The 18,600-nt window shown below is 53.5% G+C and carries 17 protein-coding genes; 5 read left to right on the top strand and 12 right to left on the bottom strand.

Annotated features, from left to right (window positions below):
* Positions 1–21: 21 nt before the first annotated feature.
* From ACQE3Z_RS08435 to tamA, 3 genes are read right to left on the bottom strand one after another with little or no spacing between them, the layout of a single operon-like run.
* On the bottom strand, positions 22–378 hold the full coding sequence (locus ACQE3Z_RS08435; RefSeq protein ID WP_426973282.1) for a gamma-glutamylcyclotransferase family protein: 357 nt from the start codon (positions 376–378) through the stop codon (positions 22–24).
* A gap of 2 nt (positions 379–380) precedes the next feature.
* The gene (gene tamB / locus ACQE3Z_RS08430) at positions 381–4,151 is read right to left on the bottom strand and encodes an autotransporter assembly complex protein TamB (RefSeq protein ID WP_426973280.1); all 3,771 of its coding nucleotides are present in this window, start codon (positions 4,149–4,151) and stop codon (positions 381–383) included.
* Positions 4,148–5,887, bottom strand: a complete 1,740-nt coding sequence (gene tamA / locus ACQE3Z_RS08425) for an autotransporter assembly complex protein TamA (protein ID WP_426973279.1) — start codon at positions 5,885–5,887, stop codon at positions 4,148–4,150. The genes tamB and tamA overlap by 4 nt, the downstream gene beginning before the upstream one ends.
* A gap of 508 nt (positions 5,888–6,395) precedes the next feature.
* On the opposite strand from tamA, the gene ACQE3Z_RS08420 reads away from it, so the two are divergent.
* Positions 6,396–7,718, top strand: coding sequence for a hemolysin family protein (locus tag ACQE3Z_RS08420; RefSeq protein ID WP_250650954.1), 1,323 nt, complete (start codon positions 6,396–6,398; stop codon positions 7,716–7,718).
* A gap of 84 nt (positions 7,719–7,802) precedes the next feature.
* On the opposite strand, the gene ACQE3Z_RS08415 is transcribed toward ACQE3Z_RS08420, so the two are convergent.
* Positions 7,803–8,009, bottom strand: a complete 207-nt coding sequence (locus ACQE3Z_RS08415; RefSeq protein ID WP_085069893.1) for a DUF1107 domain-containing protein — start codon at positions 8,007–8,009, stop codon at positions 7,803–7,805.
* Between the two features lie 320 nt (positions 8,010–8,329).
* Between ACQE3Z_RS08415 and ACQE3Z_RS08410 the strand changes: the two genes are divergently transcribed.
* Positions 8,330–8,884, top strand: coding sequence for a YtfJ family protein (locus ACQE3Z_RS08410; RefSeq protein WP_426973278.1), 555 nt, complete (start codon positions 8,330–8,332; stop codon positions 8,882–8,884).
* 7 nt (positions 8,885–8,891) lie between these two features.
* On the opposite strand, the gene cysQ is transcribed toward ACQE3Z_RS08410, so the two are convergent.
* Complete coding sequence (gene cysQ / locus ACQE3Z_RS08405) at positions 8,892–9,635, bottom strand: 3'(2'),5'-bisphosphate nucleotidase CysQ (protein ID WP_426973277.1); 744 nt, start codon at positions 9,633–9,635, stop codon at positions 8,892–8,894.
* A 325-nt stretch (positions 9,636–9,960) separates the two neighbouring features.
* On the opposite strand from cysQ, the gene ACQE3Z_RS08400 reads away from it, so the two are divergent.
* Positions 9,961–11,901, top strand: coding sequence for a bifunctional 2',3'-cyclic-nucleotide 2'-phosphodiesterase/3'-nucleotidase (locus tag ACQE3Z_RS08400; protein ID WP_426973275.1), 1,941 nt, complete (start codon positions 9,961–9,963; stop codon positions 11,899–11,901).
* A 146-nt stretch (positions 11,902–12,047) separates the two neighbouring features.
* Here ACQE3Z_RS08400 and ACQE3Z_RS08395 read toward each other — a convergent pair whose 3' ends face one another.
* Positions 12,048–12,338, bottom strand: coding sequence for a class IIb bacteriocin, lactobin A/cerein 7B family (locus ACQE3Z_RS08395; RefSeq protein WP_426973274.1), 291 nt, complete (start codon positions 12,336–12,338; stop codon positions 12,048–12,050).
* Positions 12,339–12,568: 230 nt separating this feature from the next.
* A complete protein-coding gene (fklB, locus tag ACQE3Z_RS08390; protein WP_085069883.1) occupies positions 12,569–13,189 on the bottom strand; it encodes an FKBP-type peptidyl-prolyl cis-trans isomerase in 621 nt (206 codons plus the stop codon).
* A gap of 216 nt (positions 13,190–13,405) precedes the next feature.
* Between fklB and ACQE3Z_RS08385 the strand changes: the two genes are divergently transcribed.
* Positions 13,406–13,945 (top strand): LysM-like peptidoglycan-binding domain-containing protein, encoded by a 540-nt coding sequence (locus tag ACQE3Z_RS08385; protein WP_426973273.1) that lies wholly within the window; start codon positions 13,406–13,408, stop codon positions 13,943–13,945.
* An 82-nt stretch (positions 13,946–14,027) separates the two neighbouring features.
* Here the strand turns inward: ACQE3Z_RS08385 and rplI are convergent, their stop codons facing one another.
* The 5 genes from rplI to yjfP form a co-directional block, all read right to left on the bottom strand.
* The gene (gene rplI, locus ACQE3Z_RS08380) at positions 14,028–14,477 is read right to left on the bottom strand and encodes a 50S ribosomal protein L9 (protein ID WP_085069879.1); all 450 of its coding nucleotides are present in this window, start codon (positions 14,475–14,477) and stop codon (positions 14,028–14,030) included.
* A 40-nt stretch (positions 14,478–14,517) separates the two neighbouring features.
* Positions 14,518–14,745, bottom strand: a complete 228-nt coding sequence (gene rpsR / locus ACQE3Z_RS08375) for a 30S ribosomal protein S18 (RefSeq protein WP_000135199.1) — start codon at positions 14,743–14,745, stop codon at positions 14,518–14,520.
* 4 nt (positions 14,746–14,749) lie between these two features.
* Positions 14,750–15,067 carry a primosomal replication protein N gene (gene priB / locus ACQE3Z_RS08370; RefSeq protein WP_085069878.1) on the bottom strand — a complete coding sequence of 106 codons (318 nt, stop codon included), beginning with the start codon at positions 15,065–15,067 and terminating at the stop codon, positions 14,750–14,752.
* Between the two features lie 6 nt (positions 15,068–15,073).
* Positions 15,074–15,469 (bottom strand): 30S ribosomal protein S6, encoded by a 396-nt coding sequence (gene rpsF / locus ACQE3Z_RS08365; RefSeq protein ID WP_104958681.1) that lies wholly within the window; start codon positions 15,467–15,469, stop codon positions 15,074–15,076.
* A gap of 210 nt (positions 15,470–15,679) precedes the next feature.
* Entirely contained in the window at positions 15,680–16,456 is a 777-nt protein-coding gene (gene yjfP / locus ACQE3Z_RS08360) for an esterase (RefSeq protein ID WP_426973264.1), read from the bottom strand.
* 174 nt (positions 16,457–16,630) lie between these two features.
* Here yjfP and ACQE3Z_RS08355 point away from each other — a divergent pair, with 174 nt between their 5' ends.
* Positions 16,631–18,562 carry a methyl-accepting chemotaxis protein gene (locus ACQE3Z_RS08355; RefSeq protein ID WP_426973263.1) on the top strand — a complete coding sequence of 644 codons (1,932 nt, stop codon included), beginning with the start codon at positions 16,631–16,633 and terminating at the stop codon, positions 18,560–18,562.
* The last annotated feature ends 38 nt before the right edge of the window (positions 18,563–18,600 follow it).

Raw genomic sequence — 18,600 nt, 5'->3', positions numbered from 1 at the left:
ACCTCCAAAGGAGGTGGCTTTTTATTCACCTGATGAAATATTATCCCGTTGCAGCCAGTCGCCGCTTGGGATATGCGTCAATCCTGCTACCGATCGTTGATACACGTACAGCCAGGCGCTGCCGTACGGCGTCTGAATCAGCTGACGCTTATACTCGCCGCCGCGGGTTCGAAGCGCGTCCAGTTCACCTAACGTACTGGCATCAATTCGGTAAACTTCACCATATACGGTGCCCTCTCCCGGCACGACGCCGGGATAGAGACCAATATTGTAAAGATCGTAGCCCTCGATCTGATGATCGCCGAGCCACTGCGCGTTTGTCATCCAGTGACTATTTCCCTGTTTGCGCCGTAAACTGCCGTAGACAATTATTCGCATTGCTAAAACTCAAACTGATAGAGCAAATCGAGTGCCTGGTCGACGCCGGACACTGCTTCCAAATAGAGCTTAGGCATCAGGCGATAACGCAATGTCAAAGTCGCCAGTGAATCAAAGATACCCACTCCATATTTTACTTGTAGACCCGGCAGGACATAACCGCTGACCTGAACCTGCTGGCTGTCACCGACACCGGCAGTATCAAGGGCAAGATTGCTAACGCCGAAGGTCTCGCCGATTTTACCCACAATTTGACCACTTTGCGCAACCCCTAAACCAACAAGGGCGGAAGTCAGGGCGTTGCTGTCGCCATCCGCATCCAGTCCCTGCCCGCGCAACAGGTAAGAAAGCGCTTCCTGCTGCGACATCGCCGGATCGGAGAAAATCTCCGCTTTTGGCTCATCCGCCAGCCCGGTCACACGCAACCCGGCGGTCACATCATCCTCGGTTGCCTCGGGATTACGAATGGCTTCCAGATTGATATAAGGCTGATCCGGCGGCCCGGCAAACTGCAGTTCGCCTTTACGCACCAGCAGATCCTGTCCATAAGCATGGAAACGACCGGAGGGGATATTGATCTGACCATTCAGTCCCAGCCCGCGTTTATCCTGTACCAGCTTGAGATCGCCATTCAGCTTCGCTTTCAGGCCAAAGGCGCTGAGACGGACATCATCGCCCACGTGAATAATCAGATTACTGTTAATTGGGATTGCCGCCGTTTGTGGGGTTACTGGCTGTAGATTTTCATCCAGCAGCACCTCATCGGAAGAGACGCCGGCGGCGCTCTCTGGCACCTCCTGAACCGTAATTCGCGCCCAGGGCACATCCACCTTACCGTCAAGCGTAAAGGCGATGGGCGAAGCATCGAACGTCAGATCTGGCGAAACATCCATGCGCACCATCGGCGGAACGGTCACCCGCACGCGATCGCCGCGTGCGGCAATATGAGCGCGCCAGTTATCCAGCTGGCTCCAGTCGGCATTGCCGTCCAGGTTAATCTGTCCGCGCGCAGTCTGGATTAACCCCGCCAGCGTTGAGCTCATGCCGTTAAATGCCATCGTCAGGTTAGCGCTGGTCAGATCAACCGGCATAAAACTGCCTTCCACGTCCACATCACGCAGCCCCAGCAGCCCATAAACCAGCGGCTTTTGTAGGTTACCGCCAAGGCGCAGATTGCTGTTGAGCATACCTGCCACCTGTTCGCCGCGCATCAGCGCCGGATTAAACAGCGCCAGCGACATGTTGTTGATATTGATATTGCCGGAGAGATTACGGCGGTTTTGTGGATCGCTAATCTGAACCTTGCCGTCAAACTGCCCGTTATTGGCAATGCGCAGCAGCCACTCCAGCTGCGCCTGGCCGTTACGCATGGCAGCGTTAAGATTCAGGGTATCGAAGGCGATCGGCAGCGCATTACCCTGCACATCCTGCGTGACTTTAACGCCGTTGCCTTTCAGCGCTACCCGTCCGGTAGGCAGCGAGCCGTCGCTATGCCAGCTAACATCGGCATCGCCGCTGAACACGCCTACCAGCTGCGTCTCTTGCGGCAGGAAAGGCTTAATCATCGCCAGGTCGAAGCGGTTTAGCGTTACGCGTGCATGACCGTCCGGCCCCGCCTCAATCGGCTGCGGCACGCAGAGCTGCGCATTGGGATTGCGCCAGCAGTGCGCGCCAATGGTCGCGGTTTGTCGCGCGTTCTGATAATCAATTGAGATGGCGCGGGTGAGTCGCCACTCGCCTACCGGCGTATCAAAGAAGGTGTTATTCAGCGTCCCCTGCCAGCGTTGCTGCTGACGATCGAAACTGCCGTTCAGCGCCAGCTGGCCCGAAACCGGATCGCCGTTGACGTTAAGCTTCACCTGGTGTTTCTGCTCATTGCCGTCTGCGTTCAGCGTTAGCTGATTAATCGCCAGCGATGCCTGCTTCAGCTGTTCAACGCGCAGATGTAGCTTGCCTGCCACCTGTTCGCTTGATTTCACATCACCATCCAGCCGCACGCGGGCAATGGTCAGCTCCTGCCAGCGCAGGCCGGTGGCGGTAATATCTGCCAGCAGTTGCGGCGCCTGTAGCGTTCCGCGCGCTTTGATGGTGCCTTTCGCCACGCCGCCCAGACCAGGCAGCGCGTTGTCCAGATGCGGCGCGTCAATATTGGCATCCAGGTTAAGCGCATCACCCAGTTCCCCCTTCAGATCGATATTGTTGCGTCCCAGCACCAGTTTAATCCCGGGAATATTCCACTGGTTGTAGCTGTTGCCATACAGCGAGCCATCTGCCGAAACTGCGTTCTGCCGCACTTTGCCGCGCAGCCGGAGTTCCGGCACGCGCATCTGCCAGCTCCCGCCATACAGGCTGCCGCGCGTGGTGACTTTACCCTCCAGCGTGGCGGGCCAGTCAGGATAGTGCCGGGCAGTATTAATCCCGTTCAGCGTGAGTTCGCTGCGCCAGCTGATCGCTTTGCTCCAGTCCACCAGACCGCTAAGATCGGCATGGCCTTGTAACGTCGACAGCCGCAATTTATCAAGGCTGAACTGTTCAACATTGCCCTTGCCGTCCAGCGCCAGATCGGCTGGCGGAATGGCTTCGCCCTGCAAAGCGGTGCGCAACGACATCACATAGTCGGTTGCCTTGCCGCTAAAGCTGAAATCCAGATTATCCGCCTGATACTGCGTTGCGCCACTGAGCGGCCAGCGCAGCTGTGGACTGGTTAATTTTAGCTGCAGCGGCAGACCAACGGTGGCCAGCTCGGTTTGGCCGGTAAGCTGTGCATTCAGCGGGCCGGAGAGATTCACTCCCAGCTGAAGCTGCTGACGCATAGCGCCGCCAAGCGTCATTTTGATCTTCTCGCCCTTCAGCGGCTCGACGTTCAGCGCGCCGTTGAGGTTGAAAGCTACCGGCCAGTTACCGGCAAGCTGCGCCTGTCCACTGGCCTTAAGCTGCCCCTGCGGCGAATCAATATCCAGCGTTTGCAACTGTAACAGACGATCCTGCGTTTTCGCTTTCAGCAGTAAACGATTGACTGCCAGCTCGGTATCGCCGGTGATCCGCAGCTGTTCGCCCACGATCTCCTGTACCTCAATATCAAGCGGCAGGCGGAAATCAGGCATCACTGGCAGCAGCGGCTGCTCGAACATTGCTTTCAGCGTTTCGCCCAGCGGTTTCTCCTGCGCCTGAGGCTGCTGGATCTTGGGTTGTACCACCTGTTCATTAGCCACCTGCGCCGCTTTCGGCAGCGCGATAAGCAGGCTCTGAATACGCGTTGGCGTTAAGGTAAGCGCACGCTCCTGCCAGTGCAGGCCGGTAGAAAAATCGAGCAGGGAAATTGCGGTATTATCAATTTTAAGATTGATATTGTGCAGGCTGAGATGACGCAGCGTAATGGGATAAGGCGTACTGATCTCACCGCTGCCGCTCTCTTCTTCCGGCGGCGGTGCGTTGGATGGCGTCATTTTGCTGCTGTCCACCACAACATTGAGATCTTTCAGCCCAAGATCGTTAACGCAGAACGCGGAGTTTTTCAGACAGCCCAGCTGTACGGCCAGGTGGAATTCGCCAGCGTTCAGCGTTACGCCCGGCATTTCATAGCGCACCCCTTTCAACGTCAGGTTACGCCAGCCGCCATTCACCTGCTGAATAGATAAACCTGGCACCCAGCGCGCTGCGCCGTTCAACAGCAGATGCAGGCCGGGCGTAGTGCCCACCAGCAGCAGCCCGCCGCCTGCCAGCACTGCTAAAAAAATCAGAATCCCAATCAGGACCTTTTTCCATAGCTTCATAGTTCAGGCCCCAGTCCGATGTAAAACTGCAAACCGTGTTCCTCTTTATCACCCACAGGCCGCGCCAGGTCGAACTTAATCGGCCCAACCGGCGAGGCCCAGCGTACGCCTATACCGACGCCGGTTTTAAAGTTGCTTCGCTTGATATCGTTCACCGCTTCGCCGGAATCCACAAATACCGCGCCCCACCATTTGCCGGTCACGTTGTATTGATACTCCAGCGAGCCGATCGCCAGTTTCGACGCCCCGGTCAGCTTGCCGTCATCATTGCGTGGAGAGATGCCTTTATATTTGTAGCCGCGAATACTGCGGTCGCCTCCGGCGAAGAAACGCAGATCGGGCGGCACTTTTTCAAAGTCGTTGGTTTCAATCCAGCCGAGGTTGCCGCGCGCCACAAAGCGATGCCGCTCCGCCAGCGTACGGATCCAGACGTTTTGCGCCTGTAAAACAAGAAAATCGACATCCGATCCCCAGGTGGTATCAGAAATATCGACAGAATAGCGTTGGGAGTCGCCCCAGTCTGGCATCAGCCCGCCGCGCGAGCGGGTGCGGTTAACACTGACGCCGGGATAGATCAGCATGGTGGTGTTGGTGACGTTCGCCTGGGTAAAGTGATCCAGACTCCAGCGCAAATTGATGGCTTTTTGCCAGCCGGAGCTGTTATCCCAGTAGCGCGACAGCGCCAGCGTGCTGGAATCTGCTTTGGTATCGTTCAGGTCGGTGCGCTTCAGGCCGCCCTGAACCAAATAATATTGTTCCAGCGGATTTTTCAGCAGCGGCACCTTATAGCTAAAATCAAGCTGCTGCTCAGGTGCTGATAGGTTGGCACTGGTCGACAGGCTGTGTCCGCGTGAATTCACCCACGGCTTACGCCAGGTGGTTTTCAGCCGCGGCCCGACGTCAGTAGCGTAGCCGATGCCGGTTTCAATGGTGTTTTCGGTGCGCGGCGAGACCACGCCGCTCAGCGGTAAAACTTTATCCGCCGTGGTTTTATCGAATTCCGGCGCGACCACCACTGAATTAAACCAGCCGGTCGCCGACAGGCGACGGTTTAGCTCAGCCAGATCGCGTGAGCTGTAATAATCGCCTTCGTGAAACGGCACCAGGTTTTGCAGATACTCATCGCGGATCTGCGATCCTTCAAAGGTCACGTCGCCAAAGCGATAGCGCTTGCCGCTGTCGTAATCGAGATCCCAGAACGCTTCGCGGCGCTCTACGGATACGCTCAGCTGACTTTTCTTGAAATCACCGTCAAAATAGCCGTTGCGCAGCGCCAGATTGGTAAAGCCTTTTTTGAAACTTTCATACTTGCCGTGATTAAGAATGGTGCCGTTTTCAGGACGTCCCTCTCTTACCCACTGCTGGTACTCCGCATCATTACGCGCATCGCCGCGCAGAATAATGGTGCTACCGGCGATCTTTACCGGCTCGCCTGCTGAAACGCGTGCAATCAGTACCGGTCTGCCGCCTTTTGCCGGAGCCGGACGGCTTTCAAAATTGATATCAGGTTCGTAGTAGCCCAGCGCGCGCAGCCCTTCTTCAATGGCTTTTTTAACCCGCGCACGAAAACGGCCGTCAGCACTCACTTCATCGGTATCGATTGTGGAAAGCTGTGCCCTGACGTTTTTCTGCAAATCTCCGGTTAATCCCTCGAGCTGTAAGCGAATGTTCGCGGCCTGAGCGCCAGGCGCTGCTATCAGCAAACAGGCTATGCAATAGAGATGAAATCGTGGCACGCTTACTCCTGTTAATGTTGCCGAATCCCCCTTTTTCCCAGGGGACAAATAACATTGCGAACCAACAGGCGCTAATGTCGATGTCGAGTTTGGTTAACAGCATAGCTTTCCTCTTGCCGTTGCGACTATGCGCACAGCAAATAAAAAAGCGCCCCAAAAGCAAATTTTGCCGTTATTGTCGGCAAAGCTGCGCCGCGTTACAACCAACAATGCTGCTTGTTCGCGCAATAACGGCGAATATGGTTGTTTTAATGCCCCGGGAATGTCCGCTTGTTTATTAAACAAGATGGCGCAGCAACAGCGCTGGCGGGCTGAGCAGAGCTACTGCTATAATCCACAGCGGCCGCTTATGCGGCTGTTATCATCCCTTTCTGCCCCGACCTGTGTGTCGAACCGGCGCAGACATTTTTGGCACGGATAGCCCAGCATAAATGGAAAGCTGCAGTGATGCCGCAACGCGCGCTGCCCAGGCCAAAAATGACAAGTATCAAAAACCAACGGAATCTTTATGTTAGATAGCTTGCTTGTCATACTCGTGTTGATTGCGATCAGCGCCTTCTTTTCTCTGTCAGAAATATCGCTGGCCGCCGCGCGTAAAATTAAACTCAAACTGCTGGCCGATGATGGCAATATCAACGCGCAGCGCGTGCTGAAAATGCAGGAAACGCCGGGGATGTTCTTTACCGTGGTGCAAATTGGCCTGAACGCCGTGGCTATTCTTGGCGGTATCGTTGGCGACTCCGCTTTTTCTCCTTCTTTCCAGAAACTGTTCGATGGTCTGGTTTCGCCTGAACTGGCGGAACAGCTCAGTTTTATCTGTTCCTTTACCCTGGTGACCAGCCTGTTTATTCTGTTCGCCGATTTGACGCCAAAGCGTATCGGGATGATCTCGCCGGAAGCTATCGCGCTGCGCATTATTAATCCCATGCGTTTCTGTTTGCTGATGTTCCGCCCGATGGTGTGGTTCTTCAACGGTATGGCGAACATGATTTTCCGCCTGTTTAAAATTCCCATGGTGCGTAAAGACGACATCACCTCTGACGATATTTATGCCGTTGTGGAAGCGGGCGCGCTGGCGGGCGTGCTGCGCAAGCAGGAGCATGAGTTGATTGAGAATGTGTTTGAGCTGGAATCGCGCACGGTCCCTTCTTCAATGACCTCGCGCGAGAACATTATCTGGTTCGATCTGCATGAAGAAGAAAGCAGCCTGAAAGAGAAGATTGCGCTGCATCCCCACTCCAAGTTTTTAGTCTGTAACGGCGATATCGACCATATCGTCGGTTATGTCGATTCCAAAGAGCTGCTGCTGCGCGTGCTGGGTAATCAAAGCATGGCGCTCAACAGCGGCCTGCAAATCCGTTCTGCGCTGATTGTTCCTGATACCCTGACGCTTTCCGAAGCGCTGGAAAGCTTCAAAACCGCCGGTGAAGATTTTGCGGTTATCATGAACGAGTACGCGCTGGTAGTGGGCATTATTACGCTGAACGACGTAATGACCACGCTGATGGGCGATCTGGTAGGGCAAGGGCTGGAAGAACAGATTGTCGCCCGTGATGAAAACTCCTGGCTGGTAGAAGGCGGCACACCGATTGATGATGTGATGCGCGTGCTGGATATCAACGAGTTTCCGCAGTCGGGCAACTATGAAACCATCGGCGGCTTCATGATGTACATGCTGCGCAAAATCCCCAAGCGTACCGATTTTGTTAAGTTTGCAGGCTATAAGTTCGAAGTGGTGGATATTGATAGCTATCGTATCGATCAGCTACTGGTTACGCGTATTGATGAACGTCCGGCAACCCTGACGATAAACAAAGATATGGAAGAATAGGAAGGTTTGCAGGATTTTTCAGGCGGCTCAGCCAATTGTTTGCCGCCAGACAGCACAAGGGCGCGTTAATCGCGCCCTGTTTTATTACTGATACTCTGCCTGCAGCCGAAGCACCTGACGGTTGACTTCCGACATTACGCTAAAATGCTGCTTGTCTTTAACGCGTGGAACGAGGATTTTGCCTTTATCGAACTCGAACGCGCCTACATCCTTGATGTAAATCCTTCCTTTAAACAGTGTTTTAACGTATTTGGCGATCTGGAAAGGATTATAACGCTGAAAAATCTTCATGTTGCTTTCAACTCCTGAAAAATTAATACGCTCCGCCGTTGCCAAAATCGGTACGAGCCCTTGAAGCGCAAAGTGCCGGTAAACTATAGAACATCGTCCGCTTCCTGTGTTCCTAAAATTAACTTTTTTTACTGTATTGACACATCATTACAGGAGACTCTGTTAATGCACTCGTATAAAGCAGTATAAACCCCCTGCCTGAGCCAATTTGTGCAGTCAGCCGCAAAGCTGGCAAGTTGATGCGACAGCAGCATAATGGCTGCTTATTATTTCAAAAACATGACCAACTGGTCGGATCACCTGCCAACATGGAGATAATAATGAGACACGCCCCGCTCGCCCTCGTATTTAGCCTGTTGCTGCCTTTTAGCAGCCATGCTCATGATTTTGTCAACGGCCAGCGCGTTGCGCCGGTAGGCATCAGTGATAAAGGAGAGCTTAACTATCAACAGGATAATTTTAGCTATCAGCCGTGGAATAGCGCGCAGCTGATCGGTAAAGTGCGCGTGGTGCAACATATGGCCGGACGCTCATCCGCTAAAGAGAAAAATGCTGCGCTGGTGGAAGCGATAAAACAGGCGCATCTGCCGCAGGATCGCTATCAAACCACCACCATTATCAATACTGACGACGCTATCCCCGGTACCGGTATGTTTGTGCGCAGCAGCATTGAGAGCAATAAGAAACAGTATCCCTGGTCACAGTTTATCGTCGACAGCAACGGTGCGGCGAAACGGGCCTGGCAGCTGGAGGATGGCGGCTCTGCGGTAGTGGTGTTAGATAAAAATGGCAGGGTGCGCTTTGCGAAAGATGGTGCGCTGACGGCGCAAGAAACGCAGCAGGTTATCTCCCTGCTGCATCAGCTGCTTAAATAGATGCACCTCAGAAAATAGAGACGCGAAAGCCAGGGTTGAGGAAGGACTCGCGCGGCGTATAGTCCAGCGAGCGCCCTTTCCAGTCATGAACATGCGCGCCTGCGGCCAGCGCTACCGCGTGACCAGCAGCGGTGTCCCAGCTGTTGGTCGGCCCAAAGCGCGGATAGAGCTGAGCCTTACCTTCCGCAACCAGGCAAAATTTAAGCGAGGAGCCAATGACCACCGTTTGATGTTCGCCCAGCTGCTTGAGATATTCCGTCAGCTCATCGCCATCCTGATGAGAACGGCTGACAACCACCAGCGGCGGTCGCGCATCACGGATTTTAATCTGCGTTTTTTGCCCGTTCTCTTCTTTCCAGGCTTTACCTTCCGCAGCGGAATACATCACGCCCAGCACCGGCGCATAGACAACGCCAAGTACCGGTTTGCCCTGATCGATCAGCGCGATATTTACCGTAAACTCACCGTTACGTTTAATAAATTCTTTGGTGCCATCCAGCGGATCGACCAGCCAATAACGCTGCCAGTGCTGACGTACCTCAAAAGCAGGCGGATCCTCTTCGGAAACAATCGGCACCTCGGGCGTAAGCTGCTGCAGCCCCCGGATAATCACGCGGTGCGCCGCAATATCGGCAGTGGTCACGGGCGAATCGTCAGATTTGTGAGAAACGTCGAGCGGCGCCTGACCATCGTAAATATTCATGATGGCGTCGCCCGCTTCACGCGCCAGCTGGCAGATTTGCTCTAACATTTTTCACCTCTTTGTCGATGACCGAAGTAAGCCTGACGACAGTGCCGGGACTTACGATGATTGATCATGCTGTTTAAGCATAGCAGCTGGCATTCAGATGCCACAGTCAGCGGCTGCCAGCCAGTCGTATTTGTAGATCGTTTAGTTATCAATAGCATAATTCACGCATTACTGCATTACCCTTTCCCTGGGCCATTTCGCGCATAACGGTCACAGACCTTAATAAGGGTTATTTATCTGTTCGCTATCACAAATTCGTGCGATGAAACGTAACCTTTGCAGATTAATTTGAGAAGTTTGTAGCGATTACTTTCAGGAGGAAAAAATGGTTAAGGGTACTGCGCTTCTGGTGATGGCCACGGTTTCGATTCCGCTTTCCGCTGCCACGGTGGATTTTCGCATTATGGAAACCACCGATCTGCACAGCAACATGATGGATTTCGATTATTACAAAGACAAACCCAGCGATAAATTTGGCCTGGTGCGCACCGCCACGCTGATCGCTGGCGCGCGTGCGGAAGTTAAAAATAGCGTGCTGGTAGATAACGGCGACGTTATCCAGGGCAGCCCGCTTGGTGATTACATGGCCGCAAAGGGACTAAAGGCGGGAGAAACGCATCCGGTCTATCAGGCGATGAATACGCTGGGCTACAGCGTCGGCAATCTGGGTAATCATGAATTTAACTATGGTCTGGACTATCTGCAGAAGGCGCTGGCAGGAGCACATTTCCCCTATATCAACGCCAACATTATCGATACCGCTACGGGCAAACCACGCTTTACTCCCTGGCTGATTAAACCAGAGAAAGTGATCGGGCGGGACGGAAAAAGCTACACATTGAACGTGGGCTATATCGGTTTTGTACCGCCACAAATTATGGTCTGGGACCGGGCGAACCTGCAGGGAAAAATAACGGTTGATGATATAACTGAAAGCGCCAGACGTTGGGTGCCTGTGATGCGTCAACAGGGCGCGGACGTGATCATCGCCGTCGCGCACTCTGGTTTATCGAGCGAACCTTATCATGCGCTGGCTGAAAATTCCGTGTGGTATCTCAGCAAAGTGCCGGGCATTGACGCCATTATGTTTGGCCATGCGCACGCCGTCTTCCCCAGCGCCGATTTTGCCGCTATTCCCGGTGCGGATATCAAACAGGGCACGCTCAACGGAATACCGGCGGTCATGCCGGGCATGTGGGGCGATCACCTTGGCATAGTGGATCTGACGCTAAATAATGACGAAGGACAATGGAAAGTGACCCAGGCACGTGCCGAGGCGCGCCCAATTTATGATAAGGCGGCGAAAAAATCGCTGGCGCAGGAAGATCGCGCCCTGGTGCAGGTGCTGGCTGACGCTCATCGCGCCACGCGTGATTTTGTCGCACAGCCGATCGGTAAATCTTCAGACGTGATGTACAGCTATCTGTCGCTGGTGCAGGACGATCCTACGGTGCAAATCGTGAATAACGCGCAGCGCGCTTACGTTGAGCATTTTATTCAGGGCGACCCCGATCTGGCCAATATTCCGGTGCTTTCCGCCGCCGCGCCTTTTAAAGCGGGAGGGCGTAAAAACGATCCGGCCAGCTATGTGGAAGTGGAAAAGGGCGAACTCACGTTTCGTAACGCTGCAGACCTTTACCTCTATCCCAATACGCTGGTGGTGATGAAAGTTAACGGCGAGCAGGTAAAGCAATGGCTGGAATGTTCTGCCGGACAGTTTAATCAGATCGACCCGCAACAGCGGCAGCCGCAGGCGCTGATTAACTGGAACTACCGCACCTATAATTTTGATGTGATTGATGGCGTGAACTATCAGATAGATGTGACGCAACCAGCTCGTTATGATGAGGAATGTCAGTTAATTCATCCGCAAGCGTCACGCATTAAAAATCTCACCTGGCAGGGTAAACCCATCGAGGCCAGCGCCACCTTCCTGATCGCAACCAATAACTATCGTGCCTGGGGCGGCAAGTTTGCCGGGACCGGAGAAAAATATATTGCTTTCTCTTCACCTGATGAGAACCGCGCGATCGTTTCAGCCTGGATTAGCGCGCAAACCAAAGCGCAGGGGGAAGTGCATCCGCAGGCGGATAATAACTGGCGTCTGGCTCCTGTTCAGAGCGCTGTACCGCTGGATATTCGTTTTGAAACCTCGCCCTCAGCGAAAGCCGCAGATTTTATTTCCCGCTATGGTCGTTATCCGCTAAGCTATATCAGCCAGGACGAAAATGGCTTTGCTATTTATCGCATCGACCTGCAAAAATAATATAAAAAGCCAGCTTCGGCTGGCTTTTTATGATTCCTGAATTAACACCAGGCAATAATATCCCATTAGCTCCCATAGCGTGAAAACAAATGACCCGTTTTACATAATCAAGGAAGCTATAAAATATTATCTGGAGTAAAACAGCATTATTTTTTGCCGAACAGTTGTTTGATAGCGCTCAAACCGTTATCGACAATACTGACTACACCATTACCAATATCGGTGATTGCGCCTGTGATGTTCAAATCCAGCAGTTTGCCAATGCCTGAGCCTAACAGGGTACCTGCTTCTGTTGCGTTTGTGACCAGACCGCCCAGTGCAGTCCCTTTATCTACAATGCTGCCAATAGCGGCCCCAATATTCAAACCGATTTTATCGAATACACCAAGCAGGCCGCCGGAGATTTGCTCCATTTCCTTGTCGTTTAACTGACGCATAATAGTCCCTCTTTTATGTGTAGGTTGATTTACTAAATTCCTTATTATTAAGGCAAGCAAAGTATAGTGAAAATCAATTTCATAAAGCAATAAGCGGATACATCGAATTAGGAAATATATAAATAAGGATAAATAAAAACAAAGCAGGGGAAACAACAGGCATTTTTACTACATTATAATAAAGGCAAAAAGTTTATCCTTTTTGCCTTTATATTATTAAATAAGAGTGGTTAGATAATGTCTAATAATTCCACTTCAAATATCAGCGTACTGAACGGTGGAATCGATGCGCCTGCGCCACGCTCACCATAGGCCAGATTGTGTGGAATCGTCAGCTCCCATTTAGAACCCACCGGCATCAGCGTCAGGGCTTCAATCCAGCCAGCAATCACGCCGCTTACCGGAAACTCTGCTGGCTCGCCACGCGCGACCGAGCTGTCAAATACCGTGCCGTCGATCAGCTTACCGGTGTAGTGAACGCGCACGTGGTCCTGACGAGAAGGAATCGGGCCGGTACCCTGATTGATGACACGGAACTGCAGCCCGGATTCGGTGCTGTTTACCCCTTCACGCTGGGCGTTTTCCTGCAGCCAGGTTTGACCTTCTGCCGCCATCGCCTGCTGACGCTCACGACGTACGGCATCCGCACGCTCATGTACTTCGCGCAGCGCGCGATGCACTACATCAACCGGTACCGCTGGCGCATTCCCTTCCAGCGCATCACGCAGGCCCGCTACCATCGCTTCCGGCAGTAATCCCTGCAGGCCAGAATCCAGCAACTGCTGCCCTACCTGCAAACCAATACCGTAGCTTGCCTGCGCTTCAAGGCTGTCAAAAGAAGGGGTTGTCATATTTTATCCTTTCACCAATCAATCAAAAGAAGACGCAGCATAACAGCCTGCGTTGCAGGGGTAAAATCTGCATTCTTTCGATGACTTTTTGTAATGAAAAGGAAACAATAACGCCATCGCAATTTTTATAACCCAGACAGGCACTTTGCGTCTTTTTTGCCCATACTGCATCGAGGAAAGCAACCGCGACGCGCACAAGGTGCCGGAGGTAATATTATGCTCAAGGACTCCCATTCTGGCATTCGCTTATGGCTGACCCGCCTCTGGCATCTGCCGGATGGTATTAGCTGGATGCAGCCACTGCCGCCAGCGCATCGGCGTGGCATTATTCTGGTGCTTATCGTGGTGCTGCTGGCTTTTCTCTGGCCAGTCTCAGCGCCACGTGACAGTGCGCCGCGCCCGGTCAGCGACGATGGCAGTAAAGAGGTGCCGCTGCAGGCGGAAATTTATGATAACCCACCTGCGACGCCACCCGCTCAGCCCACCCAGGATAATGATCAGTGGCGCAGCTATCAGATCGCCTCTGGTCAAACGCTGGCGCAGCTATTCCGGGATAATAATCTCCAGGTGAACGATGTTTTCGCGATGGCGCGCGTTGAAGGCGATGATAAGCCGCTAAGCAGCCTGCAAAGTGGACAGCAGGTGAAAATTCGTCAGGACAGCAATGGCGTGGTGACCGGGCTTACGGTAGAGGGCGAGAACGGCCCGGTGCTGTTTACCCGCCAGCCGGACGGCTCTTTTTTGCGAGCACAATAAAACGCAGCAGAAACAAGCAGTGGTTAGATGCAAAAACAAAAATGCCGGCCCAGGGCCGGCATTTTCATGTTACTGAAATAACTTATTCAGCAACTACGTTCACGTTCAGCTTAGCAAACACTTCGCTGTGAACCTGGAAGCTCACTTCGTGCTCACCAGTGGTACGCAGAACGCCGTTCGGCAGGCGAACTTCGCTCTTAGCCACTTCAACGCCAGCTGCAGTTACAGCGTCAGCGATGTCACGGGTACCGATAGAACCGAACAGTTTGCCTTCGTCACCCGCTTTAGAAGCGATGGTTACGGTGCCCAGTGCATTGATGCTTTCAGCACGAGCGTTGGCTGCTGCCAGAACGTCAGCCAGTTTGGCTTCCAGTTCAGCACGGCGAGTTTCGAAGAACTCAACGTTTTTCTTGGTTGCCGGCACAGCTTTGCCCTGCGGAACCAGGAAGTTACGAGCATAGCCCGCTTTAACGTTAACCTGATCGCCCAGGCCGCCCAGGTTTGCTACTTTATCAAGCAGAATAACTTGCATTACCTTATCCTCTCAAAGTCGATAATTGGACAGTGGCCGATTACTGATGACGATCAGTGTACGGCAGCAAAGACAGGTAGCGCGCGCGCTTGATAGCACGAGCCAGCTGACGCTGGTATTTGGCGCGAGTACCGGTGATACGGCTCGGTACAATCTTACCGCTTTCAGTGATGTAGTTTTTCAGCGTAGCGATATCTTTGTAGTCGATCTCTTGAACGCCTTCCGCGGTGAAACGGCAGAACTTGCGACGACGGAAATAACGTGCCATTTGGCTAGTCTCCAGAATCTATCAATTCAATCTGCTCGGCATGCAGCACAATTTTACTGAGGCCATTGCGCCCTTGATGACTGCAAATAAAGCCTTCAATGGTAAGCTGCGTGCCGACCGTTATATGTTGAGTAATCACCTGATGCGTCTTACCGCTAATAATCACGGGCATACGACACCAGGCCTGCCGGAAGAATCCGGCCTCTTCCTGCTGCGAGCGATGCTCAAGCACCAGCTGGCAGTGTGGAATCCCTGACGGACTTATTTTTTGCAACGGTGCCCGACACACAGTGCCAGACAAACGCAGCCGGTTCGCCGTCACGGTCGATTACTCTTCAGAATCCCCGGCATCTGCATCGTCAGAGGTTTCGTTAGCGAAATCTTCACGACGCTCACGGCGCTCGTCTTTCGCTTTAACCATCGGAGATGCTTCGGTTACTGCGTTTTTGGTACGCATAACCATGCTGCGGATAACGGCGTCGTTGAAGCGGAAGTTAGTTTCCAGCTCATCGATCACTTCCTGCGGTGCTTCTACGTTCAGCAGAACGTAATGCGCTTTGTGCAGTTTGTTGATCGGGTAAGCCAGCTGACGGCGACCCCAGTCTTCCAGACGGTGAATCTTACCTTCTGCACCAGTGATGGCACCAGTGTAGCGCTCGATCATGCCCGGAACTTGTTCGCTCTGGTCAGGATGAACCATAAAGACGATTTCGTAATGACGCATCGAATTTGCTCCTTACGGATTATTCAGCCTCCTGTCAGGGTCAACCGCGGCCCATGGAAGCAAGGAACGTTTTAAGTGTACGGCTGAAAAAATTGACGCGTAATCATACTGGCATGGCGGGGGAAACTCAAGCGGGAATCACGGAAAAAAAGCGCCGGGTCGGGGCGGCAGCGCATTATGCTCTCCCGCCTGCGCCCTTCATCTCAACTATCAAAGAGATGCGAAAAAATTGACCAGCGCCTCTAACGCCTGCGGCGTTATTTTATGCCCTACTCCTGGTTCAGTTAGCCAGCTAAGCTGCTGGTCAAGCTGCGCGCTGGTCAGCGCCTGAACCAACCGTTGAGTTTCCGCTGCCGGAACAACGTCATCCGCTTCGCCATGCCACAGCAGCAGCGGACGATCCGCCAGCCGCTCCAGCTGACGGCTGGGATCGTATCCGGCGAGCGGTGCCAGCAGGCGCGCCCGTTCCGCCTGCTCTTCCGGCGTTTCTGCCTGCATGGGCGGAAAGAGCGTCTGACTTAACGACATAAAATAGCCCGATCCCATCAGGCAGGCGACGCGGTTAATATGCGGATAGCGCGCCATGGCCCCTAACGCGGTCATGCCGCCCATTGAGGCGCCCGCCACGCCGAAGCGGCCTTCGGCTATTAAGCCTTGCGTTCGCAACGCGGCTTCCAGCTGCGGCAGCTCATCGATACTGCTGCGCAAAATATCCCAGAAATGGGCCAGCCGGTATGCGCTGTTGCCGCCATAACGGGAACCATGCTGATCGGCATCCGGCATAATCACACGAAAGCCTGCCTGCGCCAGCGCGACGGCAGCCCAGGCATAGACTTCTTTGGATGAGAGGTAACCATGCCAGAAAATCACCACAGGCAGAGCGGTAGCGCGCTGACCAGCCGGCGCGGCATGCAGGCACTCAATGCCGCTAAAAGATTCGGTAACAATATCGATCGCCCTACCTGTGGGGATTTTTTTCTGCGTCATTGCCGTCATGATCCGCTCACTATGCATGGAAAATAGCCTTTGATTATAAGGGATTGCGCGATTTCTCAATCAGCTGCAGAAAAAAAGATCCTTCTCCCTGCAGTTTGTAGGGTAAAAATTCATCATTTTTTGCCGTTTAACGAGATCCCATAATATTACCAAAAGGTAGAATTCATGAAGCGTCTCTCACTCAGCCGCGCCAGTTTGGGCGTCAAGCTGTCTGTCATGACCTCGTTGAGCGTGGCCGTGCTGTTTTTTATCCTCACGCTCGCTTTAAGCAATAATGCAGCCAAACAGCTGCAGGCATTAACGCTGGAAAATATGCAAAACCAGGTGGCAGGGATTGGCGACATGGCGGGCATGTTTAACGCCACGCTAAGCGAAGAAGTAGCCAATTATACCAGGCTGTTCCAAAGCTTCCTGCCGAAAGAGTTTAGCCGTGATGAAAGCGCTCGTATTACGGTAGGCGGCTTCTCTACGCCAACTTTACGCGCCGGGTTAAAAACCCTGAATCTGGATGAAACCGTTGTTGATGACTTTTTAGCGCGTACCGGCGCTATTTCAACGATTTTTGTCCGTGACGGCGATAACTACGTGCGTGTTGCCACCTCACTGCTGAAAGAAGACGGTTCGCGTGCGATGGGAACTCAGCTCGATCGCCAAAGCCCGGCCTTCGCCCAGGTAAGTAAAGGTGAAGCGTATCGCGGCCTGGCCTCCCTGTTCGGCAAACGCTACATCACCCAGTACCAGCCGGTAAAAGATGCCAGCGGGACGGTTGTTGGCATCCTGTTTGTCGGCGTGGAGATCGGTAAGCAGATCGCGCTGATGCGCGATAAAGTGCTGGATAAGTCCTTCAGCGATACCGGCCGCTTTATGGTGATGAACGGCGCGGCAGGAACTTCTCGCGGTACCTGGCTGTTCCATCCGCAAGAAGAGGGGAAAATGGCGCACTGGTCGCCGGAAACCATGCAGCAGCTCACCACCCAGCAGAGCGGCACGCTGGAAACGGTACAGGATGGCGAACCGCGTATCGTTGCCTGGCAGCATCTGCCTGGCTGGAACTGGATCATTCTTGGTGATGTGGATAAAGACAGCCTGCTGGCGCCCATTACTTCGGCCCGCAATACTTTCCTGCTGCTTGGGATGGGACTGGTGATCCTGTTTGCCGTAGGTTTTGTCGTTATCACGCGCCGCTGGGTTAGCGTTCCGCTACAGAAGGTGATCCATCTGGCTGAACAGTATGCGGACGGCAACCTGCAGGCAACGTTGCAAACGCAGCGTAAAGATGAGGTAGGCCAGCTGATTACCGCCATCAACGGCATCGGTGACGGGCTGGAACGAATCGTTTCCCAGGTGCGCACCGCCGCGCAGGATATTAGTCAGGGCACCGACGCGATTGCCGTCAGCAGTGAAAATATCAGCGAGCAAATTACCCGCCAGGCCAGCAGCGTAGAAGAAACCTCCGCCAGTATGGAGCAGTTGGGCGCTACCGTTGGACAGAATGCGGAGAACGTTGCGCAGGCGCTACAGCTGGTAGCGGAAGCCGCAAGCGCCGTGCAGCAAGGCGGCGAAACGGTCGCGCACTCGGTCAATACCATGTCGGCGATCAAGGTCTCCTCACAGAGCATTGCTGATATCACCCATGTCATTGAATCCATTGCCTTTCAGACCAATATCCTCGCACTGAACGCAGCGGTAGAAGCAGCACGCGCAGGCGAGCATGGTAAAGGGTTCGCGGTTGTTGCGGCTGAAGTCCGCGCGCTGGCGAGCCGTAGCGCGCAGGCAGCGAAGGAGATCGATGGGCTGATCAGTAACTCTATTAGCAGCGTGAATCAGGGCCATATCCTGTCCGAACAAACGCGCAGCGCGATGGAAAATATTGTTACCCGCATTGAGCAGGTTAAAGCGCTGATGGGCGAAATTAATATCGCCTCTCAGGAGCAGTCCGCCGGGATCGGTCAGGTCAATATCGCGATGACGCAGATCGGCCAGGCAACGCATCAAAATACCGAGCTGGTGGCCCAGTCAGAAGAAACAGCGCATGAGCTTAGCAAAAAAGGTCATCATCTGACCGAGCTGGTGAGTGTTTTTACCCTGAAAGGCTAACGGAACAGTGGGGATCGCATACACTTTAGCGATCCCCT

This window comes from Pantoea sp. FN0307 (genome assembly GCF_050113815.1).
In the GTDB taxonomy this organism is placed as follows: domain Bacteria; phylum Pseudomonadota; class Gammaproteobacteria; order Enterobacterales; family Enterobacteriaceae; genus Mixta; species Mixta alhagi.
The sequence above is the reverse complement of the archived record's forward strand: the minus strand, read 5'-3'. Positions and strand labels throughout refer to the sequence as shown.

Coding starts and splice junctions, on each gene's coding strand:
- ACQE3Z_RS08435 (WP_426973282.1), bottom strand. CDS start 378: ATGCGAATAATTGTCTACGGCAGTTTACGGCGCAAACAGGGAAATAGT.
- tamB (WP_426973280.1), bottom strand. CDS start 4,151: ATGAAGCTATGGAAAAAGGTCCTGATTGGGATTCTGATTTTTTTAGCA.
- ACQE3Z_RS08420 (WP_250650954.1), top strand. CDS start 6,396: ATGTTAGATAGCTTGCTTGTCATACTCGTGTTGATTGCGATCAGCGCC.
- ACQE3Z_RS08415 (WP_085069893.1), bottom strand. CDS start 8,009: ATGAAGATTTTTCAGCGTTATAATCCTTTCCAGATCGCCAAATACGTT.
- ACQE3Z_RS08410 (WP_426973278.1), top strand. CDS start 8,330: ATGAGACACGCCCCGCTCGCCCTCGTATTTAGCCTGTTGCTGCCTTTT.
- cysQ (WP_426973277.1), bottom strand. CDS start 9,635: ATGTTAGAGCAAATCTGCCAGCTGGCGCGTGAAGCGGGCGACGCCATC.
- ACQE3Z_RS08400 (WP_426973275.1), top strand. CDS start 9,961: ATGGTTAAGGGTACTGCGCTTCTGGTGATGGCCACGGTTTCGATTCCG.
- ACQE3Z_RS08395 (WP_426973274.1), bottom strand. CDS start 12,338: ATGCGTCAGTTAAACGACAAGGAAATGGAGCAAATCTCCGGCGGCCTG.
- fklB (WP_085069883.1), bottom strand. CDS start 13,189: ATGACAACCCCTTCTTTTGACAGCCTTGAAGCGCAGGCAAGCTACGGT.
- ACQE3Z_RS08385 (WP_426973273.1), top strand. CDS start 13,406: ATGCTCAAGGACTCCCATTCTGGCATTCGCTTATGGCTGACCCGCCTC.
- rplI (WP_085069879.1), bottom strand. CDS start 14,477: ATGCAAGTTATTCTGCTTGATAAAGTAGCAAACCTGGGCGGCCTGGGC.
- rpsR (WP_000135199.1), bottom strand. CDS start 14,745: ATGGCACGTTATTTCCGTCGTCGCAAGTTCTGCCGTTTCACCGCGGAA.
- rpsF (WP_104958681.1), bottom strand. CDS start 15,469: ATGCGTCATTACGAAATCGTCTTTATGGTTCATCCTGACCAGAGCGAA.
- yjfP (WP_426973264.1), bottom strand. CDS start 16,456: ATGACGCAGAAAAAAATCCCCACAGGTAGGGCGATCGATATTGTTACC.
- ACQE3Z_RS08355 (WP_426973263.1), top strand. CDS start 16,631: ATGAAGCGTCTCTCACTCAGCCGCGCCAGTTTGGGCGTCAAGCTGTCT.